Consider the following 20,204-nt stretch of genomic DNA (forward strand, 5'->3'; position numbering starts at 1 on the left):
GGATTCCAACAAATAAATCATCCTTGCTTTGATGCGATCGCACCTAACAAGGCTCTTTTAGCCCGCGCAGGCACCGCTTTGTCCTGTGAGCCTCCAGGCTTGAGCCTGCGGGTTTTTTGAAGGTTTTATTTTTTGGAGTTACCCTAGGCAGCCCCGATAATTCTGGGAACTCAACTCCCCCAACGAGACTTGTTAAAGTCATAGATTTCCTGAAAAATATCTCTGACACTAGGATAGCTTAATTTCCACTCCGGATAGTGGGATTTAAACTTACTTAAATCGCTGATATACCAGATATGATCCCCCATGCGGTTGGTCTCAGTGTAGCTGGTTTCCATCTTCTTGCCGGTAATCTCCTCACACATTTGGATCCCTTCCAGAACCGAGGTATTACTCTCGCGACCCCCACCCAGGTTGTACACTTCAGCAATCCGAGGGGTTTTGAAAAAGGTGTCCATCGCCAGGATGACATCAGTGCAGTGGATGACGTCCCGGACTTGTTTGCCTTTGTAACCGATCACCGTGTAATGGGTTCCCGTCATGGCGCATCTCATCAAATAAGAGGGGAATCCATGCAATTGAGCACCAGAATGTTGCGGCCCACTGAGGACCCCACCGCGAAACACTGCACTTTTAATGTTAAAGTAGCGCCCATACTCTTGGACCAACAGATCCCCAGCAGCTTTCGAGGCCCCAAACAGAGAATGCATACTTTGGTCAATGCTCATCTCTTCCGGGATCCCGTTTTGGTAGGGATGAGAGGGGTCCAGTTCCCAGCGAGTTTCTTGTTCAACCAGGGGTAAAGTATTGGGGCGATCGCCATACACCTTATTGGTGGAACAATGGGCAAACACCGCCTCGGGACAAAACTGCCGGGTTGCCTCTAGCAAAACCAGGGTCCCATTGGCATTAATCGAGAAATCCGTAAAGGGTTCCTTTGCCGCCCAATCATGGGAGGGTTGCGCTGCGGTATGGACAATCAGGGCGATATCGGATTTGTACTTAGAAAAAATCGCATTAATCGCTTCGGGATTGCGGATATCAACTTCGTTATGTTCGTACAGATCCCCGAGTTCCTTGCTGATTCGTTCGCGGTTCCAACTGGTGGAGGCTTCCTGTCCAAAGAAGTATTGACGCATATCATTGTCAATCCCGACGACTTTGTAACCCGCTTTTCCATAAAACAGGGCGGCCTCGGAACCAATCAATCCGCCGGATCCTGTTACGATAACTACAGACATTCTGTTCTCCTGCTGTCTTGGGTTGTTGGGCGATCGGCCAGTGGTATTGCTGGCGTTTATTCCCCCCCTAGATTATAGGCAGGTGCGGGATACTCGTCACCCGGTTACCCAGGGATTGCTCTGACCAATTTATTCCAGTGGCAATGGGTAATTGTCAGAGTTTATGCTTAGTTGCCACTCGAACGGTGCAAAACTTGAGTATAGACAGACTGCATTTTTTCGGCTAATTTTTCCCAAGTGTAATGTTCCAAAACTTTCTGATATCCCGCTTCCCCCAGTTGAATGCACAGGGATGGATTGTTTAGGAGTTCTATGATTTTATCAGCAATTTGGCTGGAATTTTGTTCTACTAAAAAACCATTTTCCCCCTCATCAATGACATCCCGAATGGCTGGAATATTTCCCCCAATTACTGGTTTTTTCATCATCCAGGCTTCCGTATAAACCCCCCCAAAGCTTTCTTGCATAGAGGGAACGCATAAAATATTGCAGGCAGCCAGGGCGTCAGTTTTTTCTTGTAAGCTGACGCTACCGAGTTCCAGAATTCGGCAGTCCTTAACTTCTGCAAACAGCGTTTCCGAAAATGGAGTCCGAGGACCAATGGCGACAAACCGAGTTTCTGGACATTTTTTCCAAACTCTTTCAGCCGTTTTGATAAAGGCTTCAATCCCTTTATAGGGATATTTTTGTCCTAGAAATAAAACGATGGGATCCGAACCTAGGGAATATTGATTTCTGAAGCGACTGGCTTCTTGTTTTTCAGATAATAATGGGCCAATTCCTGTTACAAATATTTTCTCTTCCTTAACCCCGAGTTTGATTAGTATATTCTTTTCTACATGGGTTAAAGCAATGAGCGCATCTGCTTGACGGTAAAGTTGAATATATTCGCGGTATAGCCATCCTACCCACCGGGGATGATGCAAGGGGACGAAGATGAAAGGAATATCTAAATTTTGGGCGACTTTTAACGAAGCATAGCTCAAATTTTCCCGGCCCATTCTAACATTTTGAATTAGGTCAAATCCTTGAGATAATTCATGAATTTTGGGTACAAAAGCCTCCGATATTTTATCGATAGAAATAGACTTGGTTAGATAAAACCCCATCACCAACGGAATCAAAAATAATCGCTCTTTTAATCCGAGGGTGATGGGGTTAACCTCGACTCCATCCAGTTCATAATTACTCAGATGGTACGGCGCTTTTAACGTAGTTCCTAATAGCCAGTCGGTCCGATTTTCAGTCCATTGTGTGATCACCCTTACCCGATGGGTCTGAGCTAAGATCGAAAGCATTTGATGAGTATGTAACTGAGCACCCCCGATCGCCGGTGGATAGGCAGTGATAGTGGACAGGATTTTTAACGAAGAGTTGGTCACTCTAGTTTAATAGCTTAAAACATGGTTGGTGTATCACTCTATATTTTCACTCTTTCTGTTTTTCGTCCAACCCCTAAGAAGTGACCCGTGGGGAAGTCCCCGGCTTCAGTGGTTGATTTGTTGCTACATCCAATACGGTGAAATCGTTAGAATTTAAGAATTACAAGCAGATTTATAAATCTGCATGAGTTGCTGATAATTTTGTTGGGCGGTGTACTTGGACTCAAATTCCACTCGCGCTTCTTGGCGCATTTTTTGGAGCTGGTGGGGATGAGATAAGGCCCACTGCACCTTGGCAACGAGGTCATTGGGGTCCCCCGGACGGAAATGAAGTCCCGTGCGCTGATCCTCGACAATCTCGGCGACTGCGCCAATCTGAGCGGCGATCGCCGGGGTTCCCGTTGCAAATGCCTCCACTGCCACCCGGCCAAACGTTTCATACCAGGCGGAGGGAAAAATCAAAAACTCAGCCTTTCCCATGATTTCATAAAGTTTCTCCAAGGGTAGAGTTCCCAGCCATTCCACATTGGAAAGTCTGGAGACTGCCTCCTTAACCATCTCAGCTAAAGGCCCCTGACCGACAATTTTTAGGGGGATGTCCTGGTCTAAATGCTTCCAAGCTGCCAAGAGGGTATCAATTCCTTTTTCTGGGGAAAGTCTCCCAACAAATAACGCATATCCTCCCCCTCCAGAACCCGCACCAGGGTCGGGGTAGACAAAATTCGGCTTGACCAGGATTTTTTCCCCAGGCAAGCCCCCCTCAATATATTTTTGTCGGGCAAACTCGGTTAAAGCAATGTACTTATCCACTCGGGTGTGCCAGGTCCTCCTAGCCCGGTGAACCGTCAGCATTGTGGCTACAGCAGCAGTTCCCACGGCGCTTTCCCGGTAGCAACTGTGGACGATTCCCGGCCAGGGAAAGAACTTACCCAGACAGTCTTCGCAGACTTTGCCATCGCGGAAAAAAAATGCATCAGAACAAAACAGGCGGTAGTTATGCAGGGTCTGCACTACGGGTACTCCAGCATCTCGACAAGCATCATAAACCGCAGGAGACCACAAGGGGAAGAAATTATGGACATGGACGATATCGGGCCGAAAACTGGTAATCTCTGAAGAGACCCGCCTTTTCCCCGACTGGGAGTAAATGGCGTTGGCTGCAGTCATGACTTGGTTAAAGCTTCCGGAGATCTCATCGTTATCCGCTTGTAAGAGAACGACATCATGACCATTGTCTTCTAGCAAAGCTTTTTCTGCCGCGACCACCACATCTTCACCCCCCGGAATTCTGTAGAGGTTATGTATTTGCAGGATCCTCATGATGCAGTGTTCTCCAATAATAAGGGGGATGGACCAATCTCAATTTTAGGTTCGCGCCAGTTGCGATTGCCACCATTCAAGTCCCTGATCTGTCTGACTTGCCAGTCTTCGGGTAATTCAAACGTGACTTGACGTTCTGGATTCCAGACAATCCAACCCGTATATCCGCGATCGCGATTGAGTTTGCAAGTCCAAGTCTTTTCTGCATTGGTGGTACAGGGACTCATTCTGGCCCCCACCAGCCATTTGTAAGTTTCTCCATAGGCGATCGCAGCCGGTCTCAGGGTAGCGCGATCGGCTTCTACCATTGGCACTGTCGTCCGGCGATTATCCCAGGAGTACCAGTAAAAACGACTAACTCCGGCATCCCAGTTCAGAATATAACCACGGGCTACGAATGCAGAGGCTTGTTCGTCTGAACGCACGGGTTGATCTCCCAGCCAGCCTGCTTCGGTATTCCAAAGCGGTTTGTCACCCTGTCCATACTTCGCCATAATCTCTCGGGCTTGGCGAATTACAGGCACGAATCGTTCCGGAGGATGGACGTTGATGTAAAAGTGATAGCCGATGACATCGGCGTAGTCCCCACCCCCCTTTGCCAAGTATTCATCTAACCAGATCAGACCTTGGTTTCCCTTAAAAGCTAAGTTAGCCGCAGAGGGAGAAACCACCACAATTTCTGGATCGACTTCTTTAAGCACTTGATAGGCTTCCCGAGATAGCTCCAACATCTTCTCAATGGTGCCGGTAAAAAAGTCGTTCCAATTGGCTTCATTCCAGAGTTCATAGTACCGAATCCGACCTTTATAGCGATTCGCGACCGTGCGAACGTAGTTGCGCCAGTCCTCGATATTTTCGGGTTCGGCAGCTTTTCCGGGACCATATACCGATCGCTCGTCAGGCCGCGCCGAGGCCCACCGAGGGCTCAGACCTAACGGGAGTAGAATTTCTACGTTATTTTCTTCAGCTAAGGCTACGGATTTGTCCAAAATTTCAAAGTTCCATTGGCCTTGAGCTGGCTCCAACTCAAACCATTCTACATAGGCAGCCATCAACCGCCATGTTGCGAACGGGACTGCCGGCCAAGGAGAAAGATTTTTAATTTTGCGATCGCTTTCAAAAGTACCTGTAGTAGCGACCCGGTGCAGATGCATTCCAAATAGGGTCTCTGGAATCGGGGTGATGCTTGCTTGTTCACCATTGGCTCTGCCCCAATTAATGTTACTGCACCCGACCACGGTTACCAGGGCTAAAAGGAGGGCCATCAAAAACTTCAACACAGACTTGTTGGATCGAATCAATTTAATCTCTCCATAGATTTCTACAACATTTGAATAGAAGCAAGGGTGTAGGTAAATATCGCTTCTATTTTTTTGAAATTTGGTCCCATAAGTCAGCTTCTTTCTATTACCATTACTGGCTTTTTTTAATTGCAATTAAAGATTTTTCTAATCCCCATGACTTTTCCACTTCTATTTTAGAATCAGGAAACAATTCAGACATTTCAGAGCGCGTTAACAGCTTCAATTCCTGTAACATCTGTTCACATTCTTCACGAGTGGGTCGGGTTATAATCCCCCATCCCGTAAAATTGCGAAGTAACGGTCTTTGGGTATCCTTCGGCAGCCAATGGATAAAGGGAGCTAGCAAATGAGGTTCAATGGGAAAACTTTGACTAGGAGTTTGAACAAAATAATTTGGGGCTATTCTTTTAATTTCTTGGGCAAATATGTTTTGAGCTTCCCAGTCTCCCACGTGTTCAATCACTGAATTGCAAAAGGCAATATCAAACGATTCGTCATCGAAAGGAAGTTTTTTCCCATCGGCTACCACCCAAGTAAAATTTTCCGGGAGTTCGTCCCTATTGGGATAAATATTGACAATTGTAACTTGAGGCAGCTTAAACCCCTGAGTTTTGGCGAGATTCCAAAAAAACAAGCCACCGCCAATATCCAGCAAGCGCGTAGATTCGCTCAGTTGATTGAAGTAGCTATAAAACAACTTTAATCGCTGACGACGAAAGTGGGTTAGGATAGGACGATATATTTCCTGGATATTCATAATCAATCTCTCTCTAAATTGGAAAGTTATGGAGAAACAAATACAGATAAAAGAGGGTGATTTTATATTCAAATTTACCCACTCTAATCTGGCTACTGCTCAAATGGTTTGATTGAATGGTATAAAAAATTATGGTAACTTAGCCCTAGAATTCTCCGAACGAAAAGAACCGAGGAACATTCAATCTAACCCTTAAAATAAACCTCAAATGCGCCATTCAATGTACCCGTTTTGACTATTAGGATGAGGGAGTTAGTTGTCTAGGGTTTGCAAAAGCGATCGCCATCGTTTAACGCAGGAAGTTACATCGTAGTTCTGCACCCTATTCTTAGCCATCTCTCCCATTTCCCTCAGTCGTGTTTTATCTTTGAGCGCCTCTTCTAGCACCGAAGTAATAGACCTGACTTCCCGTTCCACCAACCATCCATTGACCCCATCCTCCAACACATCCACGACCCCATGAACTTTAGTTGCAATGAAAGGTAATCCGGCTGCGGACGCTTCAAAAACAATCCGAGAAAAGGTTTCATAGGCCGAGGGGAACACAAATAAGTCAGCCGACCACAAATAAGGACGTACATCTTTTTGAAACCCAGCAAAAGCAACCCGCTCAGATAACCCAAGTCGATCGCGGATTTGCTCATATTCTTTCACTTCACTGGAAGACCCCCCCACAACTAACAATTTGGCTTGAGGTGTTGATAGCCTAGAAATTGCTTCAAGCAGCAAATCCAGTCCCTTGCGTGAAAAATCTCCTAAAGCAATAAAAACCATCACGATATCTTCATCCCGAAACCCAAAACTCTCGCGAATCGGTCGAGAATCAAACTCTGTGGGACGACGAAATCGTTCAATTTCAATGGGGTTGGGGATTTCCACAATTTTATCTCGAAAAGCCGGGTAAGTTTCTGCTACCTCATTTCCCAGTCCTTTAGAGGGGACCACAATTATTTTAGCTTCTTTAAATGCCTTGGCTTCTCGATTGGCATTAAATCGATGGTTGATCGATCTGGCTACCCGCCGGAGTCCCTTACTCTTATTCAAGGACCAGTGATTATTTAAGTAAGCCGCATGACAAAAATGCGCCCAACAAATATCGCAATCTACATATTCTCCTTCAGTCCCTAAAATCAACCAAGGTCGCTCGTTTTGTTGAAGATAACGTTGATAATATCGAGGAGCCAGCCATTGGAATGCCATAAACCGGAGGAAGATAGGTTTGGCGGGAAGCGGAACACGGATCCAATCAATTTGACCCGGGGCCGGATCGTCGAACTCATCGGATAATACGGTGAACTGATACTCTCGATAAAGACCCCCCAGCATCCCGAGGATATCTTGACCACTGGGACTGTTATTGGTTACGCAAAGGTCAAATACAACGATGGTTTTTTCTGGCATTGAAAACTCCCGATAAATTGAGGGTAGAGGGGGAATTAGGGACGGTGCTTTTGGCTGACATAATTAATAGCCTCCAAGACGCGATCGGCAACAAACTCAGGGGTTAAGTATTGGATCTGTTCTCGATCCTTAACCCGAATTCGTTCTAAGCTGTCCGGTGGGGTTGAAAAAACCCGATCAAGGGCCGCCAACAGTTCATCCTGGCGATCGGGACGAAAAGTCCAACCCGTTACCCCATCCACCACTAACTCTTCTACGGCTTGGCTATAAAGGCTCCCTAGCACGGGTAACCCTGCGGCCATTGCCTCATTAACGACCACACCCCATTCATCAGCGAGGGTCGGAAACACAAAAACGCCTCCCTGGCGATAGATCTCTGGTAAATCAGCGTAGGCTACACTTCCCAAGAATTTTACGGCAACATTGGACGGCATGAGCATTTTCTCTAAAGTGTCCCGTAGTGGCCCTTCACCCACAATCCAAAACTCGACCCGGCGTTCGGGGTTGGCCCCTCCCCATCGAGCAAGTGCGGACAAAAACGGTGCAATTCCTTTACGCTCTACCAGTTGTCCTACATATAGAAGTCGATACGCATTCGGTTCGGTTCTAGATAGTGGCACTGCCAAAAACGGAGAAATGTCCGTGGTATAAGGGGCCGCAAAAATTTGTTGCGGACTTATGCCAAACTGATGAATATAGCGGCCTCCACTTTTGCCGTTCACCAGGATAGCCTCGGCTTGTGGGACGAGCATTTGTCGCAATTTTTCTCGGAACTTTCCTCTCCCCTGTTCGCTATACTCAGAAATGGTCGCCCAGAGAATCAGTTTGCTCTGGGGCGTTAACTTGCGGTAAACCGCCGCTTGCACACTGCGTAAACCTAGCTCTCCTGAAATGACCACATCGGGCTGGTACTGCCCCAGAGTCCAAATCGTATCATAGGGGATATGAACATATAAATCTTCGGCAAACCCATGAGGGTGCTGCCAAGTCCGTTTGAGGGTTATATTGTTTTGGACTGTAACGTTCAAGTCTTCCCAGTTCGGCTGCCATTGCCGATTAGGTTCCATCTCGGTGGAGATGAACACTTGGAAGTTCTCCACGCGATCGGCGATCGCTTTGTAGAGCGGCAACCGATAGGGAGGAATAAAGTTTGTTAAAAGCGCAACACGCTGAACCATTCTGGCTTTAAAATATTTTCTAGGAATTACTGAGCCAATTGTATTGTACCCAACTTAGTGGGCGCTCTATAAGCGGTTTGGCATCTAAATTCTTAAAAAACCTCACCCTAGGAGGGCGCGCATCTTAACTTTACTCGCGATCGGATTTTTGAGTGCAAGCATCGGGCGGCCTCCTCTGCCCCAATTCAAACCTTAACCGATTTGCTCCCTCGACTCGATCCTCATTTTCCCCAAGGGAAAGGATCCATAGCACTCGGTCTGATTGACCTGAGTCCCCTTCAGCACTCGACTGTACCCTATCTAGGCTTGTTTCTAAATGTATGTTATTCAATAGCCTGATTTTCGGAGTTTTTGTTTTAATTACATTTTTCATTTATTATCTTCCCCAATATCGCCGATGGCAAGTACCCATTTTAATTGGCGCTAGTTTTATTTTTTATGCTTGGAGTTCACTAAGCCTTCTGCTTCTATTAATTTTTTCAGTTTTGGTCAACACAATAGCCAGCTTTCAAGTGATTAATACATCCAATCACTCCAAGCAATTGTTTTGGGCTGGATTAGGGGTGGCGATCAATGTAGGAATTTTAGGATTATTCAAATATGCAGGATTACTGGCTAGATTAGGACTTTCCTTTTTGAATCTCTCCGCTCCTCTCCCCGGCGAGCCTATGGCTTTTTTGTTGACCCTGCCTCTGCCTATTGGCATATCTTTTTATACCTTTCAAGGGATTAGCCTAGTCCTTGATGTGTTGCATCAGCAGGAAGGACAACAAAAGGTGTTTTTGGGAAAAATGTCCCCCAAAGATTATTTTTTGAACACTTTATTTTTCATTTCCTTTTTTCCTCAGCTAGTCGCAGGGCCTATTGTTCAAGCTAAAGATTTTTATCCTCAGATCAAAGTTAAGTATTTTCAAGCCATCAACTGGAGAATAGTTTTTAACTATTTAGTGGGAGGATATTTTCTTAAGATGGTTGTGGCTGATAACTTAAAAGATTTTACATTTTGGATCAGCTTTCCCTATTACCAAAATCTCGGAACCTTAACTAACCTGGTTCTATTGTTTGGATATTCGATGCAGATATTTGCAGACTTTGCCGGTTACTCTTTGATTGCGATCGGTCTGGGTGCGGCATTTGGCTACACCCTTCCTGAAAATTTTAATTTTCCTTATATTTCCCGTTCTATAGCCGAGTTTTGGAGACGTTGGCATATTTCATTATCCAGTTGGCTGAGAAACTATTTGTACATTCCTCTGGGGGGAAATCGGAAGGGAGAGTTCAGAACTTATCTGAATTTGATGATAGTGATGACCCTGGGAGGGCTTTGGCATGGTGCCGCTTGGAGTTATGCCGTCTGGGGAATTTTTCACGGCGTGGGTTTAGCCTTAGAACGGTTCATGGGAATCGCTTCAAAAACTCAAAATGAACCAGAAAAAACCCACCCGATCGGGTTTTTACTCAATTGCCTTCAAGTTTTTGCCGTTTTTTCATTTGTTTCTCTCGGCTGGTTGTTCTTTAAACTCCCTAATTTTAAGGAAGCCCTGGATTTTTTGCGATCGCTTGTAAATATAGGTATAGGGCCTCGTTGGACTTATGTCGTTCCCGTATTCATTTTTTCCCTACCTGTTGTCTTGTATCATCTTCCTCATTTTCCAAAAATCAAAACCCCTAAACAGAACTTCACCCCGGATGTTCCTGAATCCAGTTGGTTGCAAAAATTAACCCTAGGTATCATGCTAGTTTTGATAATTCTCAACAGTGGTAATGCCAATGAATTTATCTACTTCCAATTCTAAACCTACTGTATTGATTAAGCGAGTCTTTGCCCATCCTCTTTTATCCCCCTTAATTATTTGTTTGTTGTTTTTGATGGCCTATCAACTGTTGATTTGGGTGAATCTCATTCCTCCCAGCAGTGGCATCAGTCAAAGACAAGAAAATATCATTAAAGGCCAAAGATATCTGTATCAAAAAAATAGACCCAATTCTATCGTTATCATTGGAAGTTCTATCACCGGGGGAATCAAAGCCCAAAATATTGGGTATCAAGTCACGAACATTGCAATGGCTGGGAGTAACAGTAAAACTGGCTTAGAATTAATTAAACTAAACAGCACGCTTCCCTCCCTTCTCCTCATCGAAATCAATGAAACTATCTCGAAAGAAATAGACCGTCAATTAATTGAGAGTGTACATCATCCGATTTTGGACTCCATCCGATTTTATTTACCGATGTTCCGGGAAGAATATAAACCAATTAGCGTCCTGGTTGACTCCTTAAAACAAACTGCTCAATCTCAGGGGCCAATAGCTGAAGTGTCCGAACCAGTTACGCCTATCGCTAACCCAGAGTTTAGAGAAAGATTTATAGCAACAATGGCCGAGACCCAACAGGAAAAATTATCTGAACAAGCCATACAAGACCTTCAAAAAGAATCTAAATTGGTGCAACAGCAGATTGCTACACTTCAGAAAAATGGGGTACGGGTTATTTTATTCAATCTTCCAACGGAGTCTCGTCTGGAGAATACCCCTAGACGACAGCAAATCCAAGGGTTGATGCGAACATTTTTCCCTCCAGAACAGTTTGAATGGTTGCCTGAACCGCCATCAAGGGAGTGGAGGACTTCTGATGGTATCCACCTAGTTCCGTCCGATGCTCAAGCCTATGCTGAGTTTCTGAAAACGCAACTTATAAATTTAGACTGAATCTACAGCATCAGTGAGTCTAGGGAGTGGGGGTTAGCATCGAGAATCATGAGACCGAGTCGTTAATTTAGCCTGCTCTGTGAGGAAGGTATTAAAGTCGTTATTCAGACAGGACTCCCTATGTTTCAACCCAATCAGTTATTTTTCTCTGGAACCATTTGCTTTTTAATGCTTTGAATCTTAAAGTACCCAGATCGCCAGAGTAATTTGACATAAGGAGTGACCCAATAAAAAGGCCAAAGTAGACCCGTATGTCTTTGGAGAAGTACCCGCCACTCTCCCATCGGCAAACATTTTGGGTCTAATACCATTTTCACTCGTTGACGTAGGGTCAAATCCGGATTGTCCCAGCAGTTAGTATGGGGTGGGTGTTCTGCACAGGTGGCCAGATAGCCTGGAGCTAACCAAACTGAACCCCCCTTTTTTTTGAGTCGCAATCCATAGTCCCAATCTCCTTTACTGTGAGTGAAATTCGGATCTAAATTACCCAGTTCTTGAGCTACAGTTTGACTGATCAGAACGCAGTTGCCGCTCATGGTATCGCAACGTTGCACTTGTTCCCTGGGTTGGATCACTTTAAATTTGAGGGGATGCCATTTGCTCATTCGTACCAATCCTCCGTAGGTTGGTTCCGATCGGTGAGGATCACAGGTTGCACCCACTACAATAAACAAAGATTCTCCTTGCTCGCTTAGATGACGAGATGTACTCAGCAATTTATCGATGGTGTATGGATATAGGATGGTGTCATCATTAAGCCACAGGTAGTAGTCATGCTTAAAACTGAGAGCTTCACCAAAGGCGACCCGCATTCCACCATTCCAGTAGAGACTTCCATCGCCCACTAATATCTTAACCTTAGGGTAATTTTGGCTCACGGCTTGTCCGGTGCCATCGGTGCTACCATCATCAACCAGATAGATTGTTAATGAAATCTCTTCTGGCAGCTCCTGCTTGGAGAGGGACTCTAGACACTCTAAGGTTTTTTGCCGTCGGTTGTGGCAGGTTATGAGGACCGCGATACTACTGGCTTTTTCCATCTTCTTTATATTTTAATTTTGAGAGGGTTTAATTAATATTGGGGCGTTAAAAACAGCTTACGGATTTTACTAACCCCCAACCAAAAATTTGTGTAAAGTTTTCCATATTTTTCATTGTTTTTTTGGAAAATTTCCAGTTCCTTTTCAAACTCAGTTTGCCAAGTCTCAATACTTTCGTGAAGTCGATTCTTGGCATAGTTATAGAGTTCTATATCCATTTCATTATACTCACGAATGGTCTGGATAATATTGTCAGGAACTTCTTTGACTGCTTTCCGATTTTTAGTTTCATTTCGTTTCAGATAAAAGGTTTCACTCCATCCTAATGCTTTTTTAAATAAAATCAAACTTTTATCAAATTCTTCCGTTAATCCCACGACGGCAAAATTTTCCTCTATGTTCGTTTTGGCCCGATTAAGCATTTCAGGAAATCCTTTTCCAATGCCAATGCCTGGATTTTCTTTTAAGCCTGCGAGCAGTCTAGTTTGGCCATTATTAATTTCAATTGAAAGTTCACTTCCCACATAATCTTGAAGGCTCATATTTTTACCCATGACGGTTTCATGTAGGTAGTGATTGGGGGAACGACGGACAAAGTAGTAATGGGAGATGACGCGATCAACGGGCTCCCGCATCATGGTAATGTAGGTCGAGGGATTGGGTAGTCGTTCATGAATACCATAACTCATGAAATGACCATTCAGTAGGTGAATATTAGCTTTTTTATTTTCACTCAATTTATTAAATTCATCGAGTTTTTCTTGACTATAAAGTGAATAAATTTTAGCCAGATTATATTGACGTTCTAGTATGGCATCTAAAGAAACACCGGCAGTCCGGGGAATATGGATGAAAATCACGGTATTTTCTTTTGTCAATGCAGTGTTCTCAGTGTTCACGGTGATTGTTTTCCTTAATTAATTGAGCTCATTGAACTAAAATAATGGAACCGATTTTAATACCACAAACCTGAACTTTCGAGGGAATTCAGCAGTTTACAATCGGTGACGCGGATAGAATTTAGGGGTAAAGTCTCATTTGTGCATTAGCATCATGCAAGTGCGGGAGCTACTGCCGTCGAGGTTCCCTAGGGTTCTAACATCAGCTTGAAGAGTGCTATTGCCCATGAAACTATACAGTCAAACCTCAGTCAAAGATAGCAATGGCTTGCTGATCTGTACGAGTTATCAGGAAGTCTTCAGAATTAGGTTGAGCAGAATGAGGAAATTTTTCCTGGATTGAGCATGGGTCAATCTTTTCTAAGTGTTGGGTTTTATCAAGCCCGTTGTTGGCAGTTTTTCCAGGTCTAGTCTCCAAGGGTACTTTAGAATTTGGGAAGATTGAAATTTGCTCCTAATTATAAAGAGAAAGATGACAGGGTGTCAATGGTTATTTGGGGGGGAGTTGCGGGCAAATAGGCTAGACCTGGGGTTTTTTATCCTCATGGGAAATGAGTAGGGACTTATTCCAAAACTTTTGCGTTTTCTAAAACTCTCTCGGTCTTGCTAGGACCTTGAAAGATGTCACGTCAATAGGCCCGCAAATATGATTTTGACCAAGATTCTTCAAGAGTACCATCGATCCAGGGCTGTCCTCCTCCCCTCTAAGGGTTCTGTTAAGGGGTCATAATTTAGCTGTTCCGGCTGATCCCCTTGGGGTTGGAGTGATTCATTTCGGTTGATTATAGGGGTGCAAATGATTGTGGTATAAACCACCCAGTATATGGTGTATGAGGGGAGAAGTTGAGTCTGGGTGAGGTTCATAATCACATAATAGGTCATAAATCCCAGGGGCCAGACCCCTTCTACGGAGGGGAATGCTCGGATCCATTTCATGGCTTTGATAAATGCGGTGAAAAATCCCAAGGAAAATAAAAAAGCTCCAATCACACCCAGTTCAAGGACGAGATCCAAAAACCCTTGATGACCGTCAGGGGGTTCCCATGTAGCGATGGTTCTTAAGATTTTAGCGTGTTCTGGTCCCTCCCACATTCGCCAGAACCCTTGATATCCCCACCCTAGCCAGGGATGATGTTGAATATAGTGGAGGGTATGGACCCAGATATCAACCCGCCCGTTTAGACCGGGATCTTTGTCAATGATTCCCATTGCTTCAGCCCAGTTATCCCCGAGGAAGACTGCGATCAATGAACCTCCTAATAAGACGATTGAGTACAGGGGGATGGCGATCGCCAGGTTCCATCGAAAAATTCGATGCAAGGGAGATATGCCGAGCAAAAATATGGCGCTGACTAGGGCGGCTTTTGAAACGCATCCCCAAATCAGTATTAAGGCGATTCCAGAACATATCCACCAAATGCGACGTTGGCTCCGTGGAGCGGTGAAGGCGTTGGTCAAAAATAACATCATTCCAATCACCATCATCCGTCCTAAGGTATTCTTGTGAATGTAAACCCCGCGCCAAGCATTAACAAGACCTGCGACCGCGTCATTCATAATCGCCATTCCTGGAAAAATAAAAACGTAGATTAGGCTAAATACCGCCCCGAGCGCGAAGGCAATACCTAATAGACGAGTTTGCTGCTTTAATGGATAACGTGCAGCGATATAAATCCCAAATAAGGTAGTTTCAATGACTCTTTGCGCTTGAAACTTTGTCTCATCGGGTACAGGGGACCATAAATGAGAGAGCCATACATATCCCACAAAAGCAAGCAAAAATTTGGCGCTTTTCACTATTGCGAATACTTGAGGCCAACGCAACAACATTAGAATGATTACAGCCAATAAATTTAATTTCCAAATGTAAAATCTCAGACGGATGACGATTCCATATCCTTGTTGAGCATAAAGACCTAAAAATGCATCGGTCAACAATAAAAATAAAAAGATAACAAACAAACTCTCCAAGCCCAGAGAAAGACGAACGAGACTGCTGAAAAATTTATTGAGGTGATTTTCAGCCTTGGCCATAATTAGCTCTCCTCCAATTTTGACTCATAATCATCTATTTCCAAGTTAGTTATTTTTATATTCATTTAACAAAATTTAATTTTATTAAATAATTACAATAAAGGCTAATTATTGATAATATTCCTAAAATTCGGTCCGAGGGTTTCCTGGCTCATCTTAAAAGAAACTCTCGAAAATTTAATCAATTAAAATCTTCAAATCATTGCCAAAATTTGGTTGATTAAATTCGCACTTTGAACTACACCTTTGATTTAGGGTGATTTCAGGCTAATGGTTGAGAGTCTTACTCTGTCTAACAAGTTCAACGAACATCAGTCAAGATCCTTTTTCTTTTAGATAACTTCTGGTGAGGCTAAGGTTTACCCGATTCAGATAGCAGTTCTTCAAAGAGAGAGGAGTATCGACGAGCTTGCAGTTCCTGGGTAAATTCTCTTATTGCTTTATCCCGAGCGTAATTTGATAATTTTTGATACCGTTCTGGATTTTCCAGTACCCAAGCAATTCCCTTAGATAAATCTTCAATTGCAAAAGCGGAGGCTAGATAGCCATTCTGCTGATGCTCTATCAGATCTGGCATTCCTCCGATACTGAAAGCAACACAGGGGGTCCCACAGGCGATCGCCTCGACGACTGTATTCGGCAAATTATCCTCTACGGAGGGAGCCACAAAGACATCCGCTGCTGAATAAATCAGTGCTAGGGAGATATCATCGCTGAATTTTCCCAAGTAATGAGATGGAAAGCCTAAGTCGGTCGCATCTTTAGGTTGAGTTGACCCAAACACGACTAACTCTATTGTATCTTGCCATTTGGATTGGCTTAAGTTTTGTAAGGCGGATTGCAAAAGATGAAATCCTTTGCGGCGATCGCTCGTGGCACTAATGGCCCCAAACAGCACCAGTTGCTTATCTTGAGGTAACCTCAAGATTTCTCGGGCCATTTTTTTATCGAGGGGTCTATAAATTTGGGTATTAATCCCATTTGGGATGACTTCTACTCGAACTTCCGGGAGAACATTTTTAAAAAGAGCGCTCGATTGGGTTATTTTAGCCAGCCATTGACTCGGTGTAGCAACAGCGAGATTTAGGTTTTTCCAAGCCTGTGCTTTACGTTCCCAGGTCCACCGGGATAAATCCTGGGTGCGATCGCTACTCAGTTGAGGACAATTGCCACAGGATTGCTCATAGCGATCGCATCCTTCACTGTAATTACATCCTCCCGTGAAACCCCACATATCATGGAATGTCCAGACTAAGGGCTTGTTAAATTTAGCCAGGGTTTCAATTTGGAGATATCCGCGACAGATCCAGTGCAAATTAATCACATCCGGGTCATATTTGGCAACTTTAGGGGCAACATTATCCGGCAACCAACCTGGCCAAAACATCGTACTGGGTCGCTGACGATATAATTTAAGCGGTAAGGCATCCAGACTTTCTCTAAAATTGGCAAACTTCCTGCCTAAATTTCCTTGTAGTGTTATGACCGAGGGATCCCCGCTTAACTTATTCTGCACTAACATTTCAGAAGCCACACCAATACTGTTTAACCCTTGATGCAATCGATAGGCAGCGCGATCGGCCCCAAACTCTAAATCAGCCCGACAAAGAAGCATGGCTCTCATGGCTTGATTCCTTCCATAAATAATGAATCAGGTTTGCGGACTTTTCCGTCCAGCATATCCAAATTATAGCGATTAAAATCTTCAATCCGGCTTTGATCAGCCTGACAAGCCTTGACCTCTATAAATCCCGCTTCTTCCAAAATTCGACGTAAAGAAAAATGGTCATACATCCACTGATGAATTTGCCCGGATTTCTGACGAAATATTCCTTCAGTAAAGGCATGGCTTATTTCTTGTCCTGCCACAAGGGTTACCAAAAGTTTTGCCAAAGTAATTCTAGTTTTGTCTGCATACCAATTGAAAGATTTAGATTGAATTTTTTCCAAAATCGATTTTCGCGGCTCTACCGTCTTGTTGGTCTGCCAGTAATGTTCAAATTCCAGTCCAATTCTAGACCTCACAAATTCTTTGTTTTTAATTCCAGGATTGACCAAATATTCCCCCATTTTACCGCCGCTATAACTCCGAACGCTTTGGTCCAGAAGTTCTAACATCATCCAGTCATAATTGGGTTCTGCCTCCACCACCCCTGACTGGACTTGTTCTAGTGCTTCGAGGTAATTTTTGGCAATTTCCTGGAGATCCGGCACCACGATCCGGATAATTCCTTTCGGTTTAAGAACTCGCTGACATTCAGCCAGCAGTTTCTTGGCATCGTCTTGGGTTAGATGCTCTATTAGGTGAGAGCTATAACAAACATCAAAGGATAAATCAGCAAAGGGTAATCCCTTGCGAATATCATAAGTTTGCACCCCGGGGTAAACCGATGAAATATCGAGATTCGTCCAAGATGCATGAAAGTTGGAACCGCAGCCTATATTTAAGCATTTCATACGGATTTACTCCCTGATAAACTATGATAAGTAGGATGGTTATTACCAAAGAGGGTTACAACTCAGTAGAAACTTTTGGAGTTTTGTTACTTTTTCCGGTGAAAATTTGACGGGTTAAATTCATCGCCCGTTGTCGGAGTAGTTTCGGGATGGCTACTCTAGCAGTTAACTTGAAAAAGTTTTTAACCGAAATGAGATGATTTAACGCTGCCTCTATGATGATCTGCTGTGCATAAATTTTATTTGCTTGTGCTTCGATTAACAAAGGAACAATCCAGTGGACCAAAAACCCTTTCATCGCTTTTGAGGAAATCACCTCTTGCCAATCCTCTTGAATCCAGCGTAAAGGAAGTAAATAATCCTCGCTATTGGTAACCCGATCGCTTCTCTTTTCATTGTTCCACACAATCAAGGGTTTTTCAACAAAAATAAAGGCAGACCCTTTGGCCCCTAACTTCATACATAAATCCATATCTTCATAAGGGACAATACCCGGTTTAAAAGGGGTTTCTAATGCCAATGCTCTCGGCATCATCAGGGTTCCCGTCTGCATTAATCCTCGATAAACGAACAAGTAATCTGCCACGGACTCGGTTTGGTGAATCCCTCGTTTTGGCATAATGACAATAGTTTCACCATTGTTATTTTTAACTTGAGTGTAGCAAACTACGCGCTCTGGCTCTGGATGATTTTGAATAGCCTCCAGTTGTAGCTCTATTTTAGTGGGAAACCAGACATCATCAGAATCTAAAAAAGCGATATAATCTCCAGTGGCTGACTGAACCCCATTATTCCGAGTGATGGATGCTTTTTGATTGGTTTCATTACAAATGTAGCGAATGCGCGGATCAGCGATCGCCTTCACTACTTCTTTGGTATTATCCTTAGACGCATCATCAACAATCAGTATTTCTAAGTGGGAATAGGTTTGTTGCCTTACACTTTCTATTGTAGCTGCAATCAAATGAGCGCGATTGTAAGTTGGGATGATGACACTCACCAGAGGATTTTGTTTAATTTTCTCCATTTGTTCCTTTTTATAGATGACTTTTTGTAAAATTAAGCAGGCTTCACTTCCTCCTAAGAGTCCGACGCCAACTCTTCTCCTTTTTCATGATTCCAATGTCTTACTTTGTCGATTAACTGTGCAAAACTTGTTCATAGATTTCTACAAGGCGATCGTTGAGTTTCTTAACATCATAATGTTTTTCCAGAAAACTCCGACCTGCGTATCCCATATCAGGCCACAATTCCGGATGCTTGACCAGATAACCTAATTTTTCAACTAATGCTTCCACATCCCATTCGGGAACCAAGAAACCCGATACCCCATCTTCTATCAGCTCAGGAATCCCACTATGATAAGTGCTGATTACAGGTAAACCCATTGCCATCGCTTCTTTTAAAACGCTAGGAATCCCCTCTTGAGTGCCATTTTTTCCTAAAACGCTAGGGGCAATCAAAATATGAGCCGCGTTAATTTCTTCGATCACTTCCGGGCGCTGTTTCCAGCCTAGTAGCTTAATGTTATCATTAACCTGAAGTTCATTAATCAAGTCTTGCAGTTCTTGTTTGATTGAGCCATCCCCAATAATATGATACTGGAGGTTAGGAAATTCTGGTAGTAATTTAGCTACGGCCTGAATTCCATATTGAATGCCTTTATTTTCTTCTAACCGAGCAATAGAGAGGACTCGCACCTGTCCATCGCTTCCAATGTGGCGAGGGGCCACCTCAAAGCGACTCAAATCAATTCCATCTCGGTGGACAATAATCTTGTTAGGATCGCAACCGAGGGCGATTTTCTGCTCTCTCATTTTTTCACAGACGGTCAAAATCATGTCGCATTCTTCAAATAAGCGATCAAAATAGTTTTTGCCAAACATCTTCATGTAAATCATGAAGTCGGATCCTCGAAAAGTGGTCATTAGCTTACCTTGGAGGTTAGCCACTTCACGAAACAAGACTCCATCATACCCGAGAAAACCTAGTTGGCAGTGGATGATATCATAAGGCTCTTTTCCAATAAATCGGCTAGCGGAATAAATCAATCTTAGGGAAGTAGCTTTCTTCTTATACTTCCTAAAATTCAGAGAATTCACTATCACCCCTGGATCTTGCCAGCCTTTGCCAATGATTAAACCCAAAGCTTTGAGAACTTTCTGGGTCCGAGGCGTAGGCATTTGGGCATAGAAGGTCCGATTTAAAAGCTGATAGCTTTCGACTTCAGGATGTACTTTATCCGTATTTCCAATCAGGTTAGAGTAGATATCGACTTCGTGTCCTCGATCAATAAGACCAACGATTTGATCTAAAATAAATGTCTCAGACAAAGCGGGAAACTGATTAACGAGAAATGCGATCCGCATAACAAGATTAGTTGAGAGTATGAATTCATCAAATTACCCGGCGCTCAACGGAGTGTCTCCAGGGATGAACAGCTTGAAGGTGGCCTTGCTCAAGATGTCTTTAAATTCGCTTC

The 20,204-nt window shown here is 43.8% G+C and carries 16 protein-coding genes; 2 read left to right on the top strand and 14 right to left on the bottom strand.

Annotation, left to right across the window (positions count from 1 at the left end; translation table 11 throughout):
* Positions 1-170: 170 nt before the first annotated feature.
* The 7 genes from NG833_RS01440 to NG833_RS01470 form a co-directional block, all read right to left on the bottom strand.
* On the bottom strand, positions 171-1,241 hold the full coding sequence (locus NG833_RS01440; protein ID WP_254563554.1) for an NAD-dependent epimerase/dehydratase family protein: 1,071 nt from the start codon (positions 1,239-1,241) through the stop codon (positions 171-173).
* 167 nt (positions 1,242-1,408) lie between these two features.
* Positions 1,409-2,623 carry a glycosyltransferase family 4 protein gene (locus NG833_RS01445; RefSeq protein WP_254563555.1) on the bottom strand — a complete coding sequence of 405 codons (1,215 nt, stop codon included), beginning with the start codon at positions 2,621-2,623 and terminating at the stop codon, positions 1,409-1,411.
* 153 nt (positions 2,624-2,776) lie between these two features.
* Positions 2,777-3,943 carry a glycosyltransferase gene (locus NG833_RS01450; RefSeq protein WP_254563556.1) on the bottom strand — a complete coding sequence of 389 codons (1,167 nt, stop codon included), beginning with the start codon at positions 3,941-3,943 and terminating at the stop codon, positions 2,777-2,779.
* Positions 3,940-5,244: a glycosyl hydrolase gene (locus NG833_RS01455; protein WP_254563557.1), complete on the bottom strand. Its 1,305-nt coding sequence runs from the start codon at positions 5,242-5,244 to the stop codon at positions 3,940-3,942. Before NG833_RS01455 ends, NG833_RS01450 begins: the two co-directional genes overlap by 4 nt.
* A gap of 112 nt (positions 5,245-5,356) precedes the next feature.
* Entirely contained in the window at positions 5,357-6,004 is a 648-nt protein-coding gene (locus NG833_RS01460) for a class I SAM-dependent methyltransferase (protein WP_254563558.1), read from the bottom strand.
* Between the two features lie 252 nt (positions 6,005-6,256).
* Positions 6,257-7,405: a glycosyltransferase family 4 protein gene (locus NG833_RS01465; protein ID WP_254563559.1), complete on the bottom strand. Its 1,149-nt coding sequence runs from the start codon at positions 7,403-7,405 to the stop codon at positions 6,257-6,259.
* 35 nt (positions 7,406-7,440) lie between these two features.
* Positions 7,441-8,583 (bottom strand): glycosyltransferase family 4 protein, encoded by a 1,143-nt coding sequence (locus NG833_RS01470; protein ID WP_254563560.1) that lies wholly within the window; start codon positions 8,581-8,583, stop codon positions 7,441-7,443.
* A gap of 485 nt (positions 8,584-9,068) precedes the next feature.
* Here NG833_RS01470 and NG833_RS01475 point away from each other — a divergent pair, with 485 nt between their 5' ends.
* Positions 9,069-10,379, top strand: coding sequence for an MBOAT family protein (locus NG833_RS01475; protein ID WP_254563561.1), 1,311 nt, complete (start codon positions 9,069-9,071; stop codon positions 10,377-10,379).
* Complete coding sequence (locus NG833_RS01480) at positions 10,354-11,292, top strand: hypothetical protein (protein WP_254563562.1); 939 nt, start codon at positions 10,354-10,356, stop codon at positions 11,290-11,292. Before NG833_RS01475 ends, NG833_RS01480 begins: the two co-directional genes overlap by 26 nt.
* A gap of 134 nt (positions 11,293-11,426) precedes the next feature.
* On the opposite strand, the gene NG833_RS01485 is transcribed toward NG833_RS01480, so the two are convergent.
* From NG833_RS01485 to NG833_RS01515, 7 genes are all read right to left on the bottom strand, one after another.
* Positions 11,427-12,332 carry a glycosyltransferase family 2 protein gene (locus tag NG833_RS01485; RefSeq protein ID WP_254563563.1) on the bottom strand — a complete coding sequence of 302 codons (906 nt, stop codon included), beginning with the start codon at positions 12,330-12,332 and terminating at the stop codon, positions 11,427-11,429.
* 32 nt (positions 12,333-12,364) lie between these two features.
* Positions 12,365-13,231, bottom strand: coding sequence for a sulfotransferase family 2 domain-containing protein (locus NG833_RS01490; RefSeq protein WP_254563564.1), 867 nt, complete (start codon positions 13,229-13,231; stop codon positions 12,365-12,367).
* A gap of 666 nt (positions 13,232-13,897) precedes the next feature.
* Complete coding sequence (locus tag NG833_RS01495) at positions 13,898-15,265, bottom strand: O-antigen ligase (protein WP_254563565.1); 1,368 nt, start codon at positions 15,263-15,265, stop codon at positions 13,898-13,900.
* A gap of 352 nt (positions 15,266-15,617) precedes the next feature.
* Positions 15,618-16,889, bottom strand: coding sequence for a glycosyltransferase family 4 protein (locus NG833_RS01500; RefSeq protein ID WP_254563566.1), 1,272 nt, complete (start codon positions 16,887-16,889; stop codon positions 15,618-15,620).
* Entirely contained in the window at positions 16,886-17,722 is an 837-nt protein-coding gene (locus NG833_RS01505) for a methyltransferase domain-containing protein (RefSeq protein WP_254563567.1), read from the bottom strand. Before NG833_RS01505 ends, NG833_RS01500 begins: the two co-directional genes overlap by 4 nt.
* Before the next feature lie 55 nt (positions 17,723-17,777).
* A complete protein-coding gene (locus tag NG833_RS01510; protein WP_254563568.1) occupies positions 17,778-18,749 on the bottom strand; it encodes a glycosyltransferase family 2 protein in 972 nt (323 codons plus the stop codon).
* 112 nt (positions 18,750-18,861) lie between these two features.
* Complete coding sequence (locus NG833_RS01515) at positions 18,862-20,091, bottom strand: glycosyltransferase (protein WP_254563569.1); 1,230 nt, start codon at positions 20,089-20,091, stop codon at positions 18,862-18,864.
* Between the last annotated feature and the right edge of the window lie 113 nt (positions 20,092-20,204).

It is taken from the genome of Oscillatoria sp. HE19RPO (assembly GCF_024220515.1).
In the GTDB taxonomy this organism is placed as follows: Bacteria; Cyanobacteriota; Cyanobacteriia; order Cyanobacteriales; family Laspinemataceae; genus Laspinema.

Bases quoted from the DNA above. Each gene is read 5' to 3' on its own strand.
- NG833_RS01440 (WP_254563554.1), bottom strand. From the start codon at position 1,241: ATGTCTGTAGTTATCGTAACAGGATCCGGCGGATTGATTGGTTCCGAG.
- NG833_RS01450 (WP_254563556.1), bottom strand. From the start codon at position 3,943: ATGAGGATCCTGCAAATACATAACCTCTACAGAATTCCGGGGGGTGAA.
- NG833_RS01460 (WP_254563558.1), bottom strand. From the start codon at position 6,004: ATGAATATCCAGGAAATATATCGTCCTATCCTAACCCACTTTCGTCGT.
- NG833_RS01465 (WP_254563559.1), bottom strand. From the start codon at position 7,405: ATGCCAGAAAAAACCATCGTTGTATTTGACCTTTGCGTAACCAATAAC.
- NG833_RS01470 (WP_254563560.1), bottom strand. From the start codon at position 8,583: ATGGTTCAGCGTGTTGCGCTTTTAACAAACTTTATTCCTCCCTATCGG.
- NG833_RS01480 (WP_254563562.1), top strand. From the start codon at position 10,354: ATGAATTTATCTACTTCCAATTCTAAACCTACTGTATTGATTAAGCGA.
- NG833_RS01485 (WP_254563563.1), bottom strand. From the start codon at position 12,332: ATGGAAAAAGCCAGTAGTATCGCGGTCCTCATAACCTGCCACAACCGA.
- NG833_RS01495 (WP_254563565.1), bottom strand. From the start codon at position 15,265: ATGGCCAAGGCTGAAAATCACCTCAATAAATTTTTCAGCAGTCTCGTT.
- NG833_RS01500 (WP_254563566.1), bottom strand. From the start codon at position 16,889: ATGAGAGCCATGCTTCTTTGTCGGGCTGATTTAGAGTTTGGGGCCGAT.
- NG833_RS01505 (WP_254563567.1), bottom strand. From the start codon at position 17,722: ATGAAATGCTTAAATATAGGCTGCGGTTCCAACTTTCATGCATCTTGG.
- NG833_RS01510 (WP_254563568.1), bottom strand. From the start codon at position 18,749: ATGGAGAAAATTAAACAAAATCCTCTGGTGAGTGTCATCATCCCAACT.
- NG833_RS01515 (WP_254563569.1), bottom strand. From the start codon at position 20,091: ATGCGGATCGCATTTCTCGTTAATCAGTTTCCCGCTTTGTCTGAGACA.